The sequence below is a fragment of the Pseudomonas sp. P5_A12 genome (assembly GCF_056400685.1).
Genome location: NZ_JBFUKU010000303.1, coordinates 1 through 6,197, shown reverse-complemented (window position 1 = coordinate 6,197; position 6,197 = coordinate 1). Strand labels below are relative to the sequence as shown.

The 6,197-nt window shown below is 58.7% G+C and carries 6 protein-coding genes; 5 read left to right on the top strand and 1 reads right to left on the bottom strand.

The genetic code is table 11. From position 1 onward, the window contains the following. Positions 1-192: 192 nt before the first annotated feature. Entirely contained in the window at positions 193-1,287 is a 1,095-nt protein-coding gene (apbC, locus tag AC1DSG_RS26135) for an iron-sulfur cluster carrier protein ApbC (protein WP_477793474.1), read from the top strand. Between the two features lie 127 nt (positions 1,288-1,414). Here the strand turns inward: apbC and AC1DSG_RS26130 are convergent, their stop codons facing one another. Continuing rightward, positions 1,415-2,173 (bottom strand): SDR family oxidoreductase, encoded by a 759-nt coding sequence (locus tag AC1DSG_RS26130; RefSeq protein ID WP_477793473.1) that lies wholly within the window; start codon positions 2,171-2,173, stop codon positions 1,415-1,417. Between the two features lie 166 nt (positions 2,174-2,339). On the opposite strand from AC1DSG_RS26130, the gene AC1DSG_RS26125 reads away from it, so the two are divergent. From AC1DSG_RS26125 to groL, 4 genes are all read left to right on the top strand, one after another. Beyond that, the gene (locus AC1DSG_RS26125) at positions 2,340-3,071 is read left to right on the top strand and encodes a HugZ family pyridoxamine 5'-phosphate oxidase (RefSeq protein ID WP_477793472.1); all 732 of its coding nucleotides are present in this window, start codon (positions 2,340-2,342) and stop codon (positions 3,069-3,071) included. 66 nt (positions 3,072-3,137) lie between these two features. Then, positions 3,138-3,614, top strand: a complete 477-nt coding sequence (locus AC1DSG_RS26120; protein WP_477793471.1) for an FxsA family protein — start codon at positions 3,138-3,140, stop codon at positions 3,612-3,614. Between the two features lie 248 nt (positions 3,615-3,862). Beyond that, a complete protein-coding gene (locus AC1DSG_RS26115) occupies positions 3,863-4,156 on the top strand; it encodes a co-chaperone GroES (protein ID WP_047532658.1) in 294 nt (97 codons plus the stop codon). A 49-nt stretch (positions 4,157-4,205) separates the two neighbouring features. After that, positions 4,206-5,849, top strand: a complete 1,644-nt coding sequence (gene groL, locus AC1DSG_RS26110) for a chaperonin GroEL (protein ID WP_008069524.1) — start codon at positions 4,206-4,208, stop codon at positions 5,847-5,849. Positions 5,850-6,197: the final 348 nt, after the last annotated feature.

Sequence of the window (6,197 nt, the reverse complement as noted above, 5' to 3'; positions counted from 1 at the left end):
GGACACTGCGGTGTCTCAGGTAAACCGAGATGACCGGATTGGCGACGGCTTYGCCGCCGAACGCAGCCTTCGGCAGCTGCTACGGGTTGCGTCTGGCCATAGGTATTTGTCACATCTTGAAAGCATGCCGTCCGCACAATAGAACAGGTACGATACCCACCTGATTTTCCAGTCTTGCTATCGGAGTTGCCCATGAGCGCCGTCAATCGCGCAGCGGTGGAAGCCGTCCTTCGCCAATACACCGACCCTTACCTGAACCAGGATCCGGTCAGCGCCGGATGCGTGCGCGATATCCAGATCCAGGGCGATCGCGTCAGCGTCCAGCTGGAGTTGGGTTACGCCGCCGGCCTGTTCAAAAGCGGTTGGTCACAGATGCTGCAAATGGCCATTGAAGGCCTGGACGGCGTGACGACCGCGCACGTTGAGATCACCAGCGTGATTGCCGCGCACAAGGCTCAGGCGCAAATCCCGGGGCTGGCGAACGTGAAGAACGTGGTAGCCGTGGCTTCCGGCAAGGGCGGCGTGGGTAAATCCACCACCGCCGCGAACCTGGCGCTGGCGCTGGCCCGTGAAGGTGCCAAGGTCGGCATTCTCGACGCGGACATCTACGGTCCGAGCCAGGGCATCATGTTCGGCATCCCGGAAGGTACCCGACCAAAGGTCAAGGATCAGAAGTGGTTCGTGCCGATCGAGTCCCATGGCGTTGAAGTGATGTCGATGGCCTTCCTGACCGACGACAACACGCCAATGGTCTGGCGCGGGCCGATGGTGTCCGGCGCGCTGTTGCAACTGGTGACCCAAACCGCCTGGGGTGACCTGGATTACCTGGTCATCGACATGCCGCCCGGCACCGGTGACATTCAACTGACCCTCGCACAAAAAGTCCCCGTGGCCGGTGCAGTGATCGTGACAACCCCGCAAGATCTGGCATTGCTGGACGCGCGCAAGGGCGTGGAGATGTTCCGCAAGGTCAACATCCCGGTGCTGGGCGTGGTCGAAAACATGGCCGTGCACATCTGCTCCAACTGCGGGCATGCCGAGCATCTGTTCGGTGAAGGCGGTGGGGTGAAGCTGGCCAACCAGTATGGCGTCGAACTGCTGGCCTCGTTGCCACTGTCGATGGTCATCCGCGAGCAGGCCGATGGCGGCAAGCCAACGGTGATCGCCGAGCCGGACAGCCAGATTGCGATGGTTTACCAGGAACTGGCCCGCCACGTCGGCGCGCGTATCGTGTTGCAGGAAGCGGTGTCACCGGCGATGCCGAACATCTCCATCAGCGACGATTGATAGCCTGAAGCGCGGTTCCCTGTGGGAGCGAGCCTGCTCGCGATAGCGGATTAACATTCAACAGATTTGTTGACTGAACCACCGCTATCGCGAGCAGGCTCGCTCCTACAGTTGTTTTGTGCGCGCCTTAGATGCGCAACCCGCCATCCATTTCCAGGATCCGGCCGGTGTAGTAGTCGTTCTCGAAAATGTACGCCGCCGAATGGGCGATCTCTTCCGGTTTACCCATGCGCTTGAGCGGAATCCCGGCGGTCATCTTGTCCAGCGCCTCAGGCTTCATCCCCAGCGTCATCTCGGTTTCGATAAAGCCTGGAGCGATGCCCGCCACGCGGATGCCGTAGCGCGCCAGTTCCTTGGCCCAGGTCACGGTGGCCGCAGCGACACCGGCCTTGGCAGCCGAGTAGTTGGTCTGACCGACGTTGCCAGCGCGGGAGATCGAGGAGATATTGATGATCGCGCCGCTGTTGTTCAGCTCGACCATTTTGGCCGCAACTTCACGGGTGCACAGGAACACGCCAGTCAGGTTGACGTCGATGACCGCCTGCCATTGGGCCAGGCTCATCTTGGTCATTTCGCCGTCCTTGACCTTCAGCAACAGACCGTCGCGCAGGATCCCGGCGTTGTTGATCAGACCGTGGATCGCGCCGAAATCTTCGGCGACCTGGGCGACCATGTGGGTCACTTGCTCTTCATTGGCGACGTTGCACAGGTAGCTGCGCGCCTCGGCACCTTTGGCCTTGCAAGCCGCGACGGCGTCGTTGAGCTTTTCCTGGTTCAGGTCCACCAGCGCGAGCTTCGCGCCTTTGGCGGCGAAATACTCGGCCATGGAGCGGCCTAAACCCTGGCAACCGCCAGTGATAATGATTACTTTGTCAGTGAGTTGCATTCGCATGCCCCAATAGCAGGTCAGAGTGGTTTTCCTTGGAGAGGGCCTCTCGATCTGCGCCGGATGTGGCCTGGCTGCACATGAGAACTGCCCGAATGGCGCGCTGAATACTTATCCCCAGCCGCCTGTCCGTTTTTTCGACGGATTCTATTTAAGGAGTCATAAATTGAGCGTTGAAGCGGCGAAGAATGCCCGAAAATTACTTCTCAAGGAATACCGGGGGGTGCTGTCGACCCATTCCAAGTCGATGCCGGGTTACCCGTTTGGCTCTGTGGTTCCTTACTGTCTGGATGACCAGGGCCGGCCGCTGATCCTTATCAGCCGCATCGCCCAGCACACGCACAACCTGCAAAAAGATCCGAAATGCTCTCTGTTTGTGGGCGAACGCGAGGCCGATGATGTACAAGCCGTTGGTCGCCTGACCTACCTCGCCGAAGCCGAAAAGCTCGAGGACGAGGCCGCCATTGAAGTGGCGGCCCAGCGTTACTACCGCTATTTCCCTGATTCGCAGAGCTACCACAAGGCTCACGATTTCGATTTCTGGGTGCTTAAACCCGTACGTCACCGCTATATCGGCGGCTTCGGCGCGATTCACTGGGTCGATCAGCTGACATTGGCCAACCCGTTTGCCGGCAAGGCTGAAGTGAGCATGGTCGAGCACATGAATGCCGATCACGCCAAAGCCATCGCTCACTACGTCGAACTGGCAGGCCTGCCGAAAACCGAACCGGCGCAGCTGGCCGGCATCGACACCGAAGGCATGCATTTGCGTATCGGTCAGGCGCTATACTGGCTGCCGTTTCAAGCACCTTGTAATACGCCGACACAAGTCCGGGAAGCCTTGGTTTTCCTGGCTCACGCCGAGAATTGGCCCATAAATGAAGTCGCCGACGCTTGAATTCACGAAACGGCGACGTCATCTAAGGAAGACTGGCAAGGCATTCTTGCGTTGAGGAACCATTTGATGCGCCCTTTTTTGTTGCTCTTTGTACTGTTCCCGGTGTTGGAACTGTTCGTATTCGTCAAAGTCAGTGGGGCAATCGGGTTTTTCCCGGCCCTGCTACTGATCATTCTCGGCTCGATGCTCGGCGTGTTCGTGCTGCGTATCGCCGGTCTGGCTACTGCGCTGCGTGCCCGTGAAAGCCTGAGTCGCGGCGAGCTGCCGGCCCAGACCATGCTGGAAGGCCTGATGCTGGCCCTGGCGGGCGGTCTGCTGATCCTGCCGGGCTTCGTCAGTGATGTGCTGGGCCTGATCATGCTGCTGCCGTTCTCTCGTCGCCTGCTGGCCAATAAAATGCGCCAGCGCGCCGAAGAGGCCGCGATCCGTCAGCGTGCATTCGCCGATGACCTTCAACCGCGTGGCGGTCCCGTTACACGCGAGCCGCTGGGCCGTGAACCCAATGTGATCGAAGGCGAGTTCGAGCACCGCGACACCAAGTAAATCGTTTCACCTGCGCGGCACCTTCGGGTGCCGTGTTCATTTTCGGGTCATCGATGTAAAAAATTTCGATCCCCGCCCTTGTAATAAGCTTGTGCGCCCTTATGTAACGGTCACCGCAAGGTTTCTGGCGATCATGCCAGACAGACTTCCGCGTCTCGCTTGTCGAGCCGCACCCGGCTCCGCCGGATTTTGTTAAACCCGCCGGGAGTACACCGGCCGATGAAAACCACAATTAGGAGAGATCGACAATGAAGCTTCGTCCTCTGCATGACCGCGTCGTCATCCGTCGCAGCGAAGAAGAAAAGAAAACCGCTGGCGGTATCGTCCTGCCAGGTTCGGCTGCTGAAAAAGCCAACAGCGGTGAAATTCTGGCAGTCGGCACTGGCCGCGTGCTGGACAACGGTGAAGTGCGTGCACTGGCCGTTAAAGTGGGCGACAAGGTTGTGTTTGGTCCTTACTCCGGCAGCAACACCGTGAAAGTTGATGGCGAAGACCTGCTGGTAATGAGCGAGAACGAAATCCTCGCTGTTATCGAAGGCTGATTCCCCGCTCATTTTCCCGCTACTACAAAGTATTTAAGGAATATCGATCATGGCTGCTAAAGAAGTTAAATTCGGCGATTCCGCCCGCAAGAAAATGCTCGCCGGTGTCAACGTCCTGGCTGACGCAGTAAAAGCGACCCTGGGCCCTAAAGGCCGTAACGTGATCATCGAGAAGAGCTTCGGCGCTCCGACCATCACCAAGGACGGCGTGTCCGTAGCCAAAGAAATCGAGCTGAAAGATCGCTTCGAAAACATGGGCGCGCAGCTGGTCAAAGACGTTGCCTCCCGTGCCAACGATGACGCAGGCGACGGTACCACCACCGCTACCGTTCTGGCTCAATCGATCGTCAACGAAGGCCTGAAAGCCGTCGCTGCCGGCATGAACCCGATGGACCTGAAGCGCGGCATCGACAAAGCGACCATCGCTATCGTCAAAGAGCTCAAAGCCCTGTCCAAGCCTTGCGCTGACACCAAGGCCATCGCTCAGGTCGGCACCATCTCGGCCAACTCCGACAGCTCCATCGGCGACATCATTGCCGAAGCCATGGAAAAAGTCGGTAAAGAAGGCGTGATCACCGTTGAAGAAGGCTCGGGCCTGGAAAACGAACTGTCGGTTGTTGAAGGCATGCAGTTCGACCGTGGCTACTTGTCTCCGTACTTCGTCAACAAGCCAGAGACCATGACTGCCGAACTGGACGGTCCGCTGATCCTGCTGGTTGACAAAAAGATCTCGAACATCCGTGAAATGCTGCCAGTCCTGGAAGCCGTTGCCAAAGCCGGCCGTCCACTGCTGATCGTGGCTGAAGACGTTGAAGGCGAAGCCCTGGCGACTCTGGTTGTGAACAACATGCGTGGCATCGTTAAAGTCGCAGCCGTCAAGGCTCCGGGCTTCGGCGACCGTCGCAAGGCCATGCTGCAGGACATCGCTGTCCTGACTGGCGGTACCGTAATCTCCGAAGAGATCGGTCTGAGCCTGGAAAGCACTACCCTGGAACACCTGGGTAATGCCAAGCGCGTCATCCTGTCGAAAGAAAACACCACCGTGATCGACGGCGCCGGCGTTGAAGCTGATATCCAGGCTCGCGTTCTGCAGATCCGTCAGCAAGTGGCCGACACTTCGTCCGACTACGACCGTGAAAAACTGCAAGAGCGTCTGGCCAAACTGTCCGGCGGCGTTGCAGTGATCAAGGTTGGCGCCGGTTCCGAAGTTGAAATGAAAGAGAAGAAAGCCCGCGTTGAAGACGCCCTGCACGCTACTCGTGCAGCCGTTGAAGAAGGCGTGGTACCTGGCGGCGGCGTGGCACTGGTTCGCGCCCTGCAGGCTATCTCCGAGCTGAAAGGCGACAACGATGACCAGAACGTTGGCATCCAGTTGCTGCGTCGCGCTGTTGAAGCGCCACTGCGTCAGATCGTTGCCAACTCCGGCGACGAGCCRAGCGTTGTGGTCGACAAGGTCAAGCAGGGTTCGGGTAACTTCGGTTACAACGCTGCCACCGGCGAATACGGCGACATGATCGAAATGGGTATCCTGGACCCGGCTAAAGTGACTCGTTCGGCTCTGCAAGCGGCTTCGTCGATTGCCAGCCTGATGATCACCACCGAAGCCATGATCGCCGAGATCAAGGACGACGCACCAGCTGGCGGCGGCATGCCAGACATGGGCGGTATGGGCGGCATGGGCGGCATGATGTAAGCCAGCCTTACCCCTGTACTAAAAAACCCCGCCTGCGAAAGCAGGCGGGGTTTTTTTATTGGTGCGCCAGGCATGGCGCGTTGCGCGCAAGCGCAACCAGCTTGGCTGTGGTGGCCAAGCTGGTGACTTGGAGGTGAAAGTCCTCTACACACCCGGCAAGGGGAAGTGTTAGCCAGAGGCAAGGGTGTCGCGGGTGACTGCGAATCTGAAGGAAGCCCGAGGCAAAATGCTGGCCTGACGAACAGGAAGCGGATTAGGCGGTGCAGCGGGGTAAGAAGGCCAATATCTTCAAAGCCCAATACTTGCACGGAACGCTGTGACGTAGATCCGACAGGCATAAGCAGGAAG